The 275-nt window shown below is 56.4% G+C and carries 1 protein-coding gene; it reads right to left on the bottom strand.

What is annotated here, in order from left to right:
* Nucleotides 1–275: erythromycin esterase family protein (locus tag SB753_RS37065; protein WP_410805122.1), on the bottom strand; the 275-nt coding region annotated here is incomplete at both ends.

Raw genomic sequence — 275 nt, 5'->3', positions numbered from 1 at the left:
CGTTTCAAACATATGCGTATCGCGCAGATTCCAGCTATCGCCTGAACTGCGGTACATTGTCCGGTAGTAGTTTTCTGCCGAAGCGACCAGGCGCGCGTTCTGCATTGCGTCGAACAATGATTCGCCATCTTGATGCGCTTCCTCGAGACGCACGCTCATCAGATCGCACAACTGCTCGACGACAGCGTTCTCGCACGTCTCGAAGCCCTTCGAGAGTGCGGCACGTCCATAGACCTGCGGATCTTTCTGCCACGGCGTGAGACAGCCGTATCGCA

The sequence above is a fragment of the Paraburkholderia sp. SIMBA_053 genome, from assembly GCF_046534895.1.
GTDB lineage: Bacteria > Pseudomonadota > Gammaproteobacteria > Burkholderiales > Burkholderiaceae > Paraburkholderia > Paraburkholderia caledonica.
The sequence above is the reverse complement of the archived record's forward strand: the minus strand, read 5'-3'. Positions and strand labels throughout refer to the sequence as shown.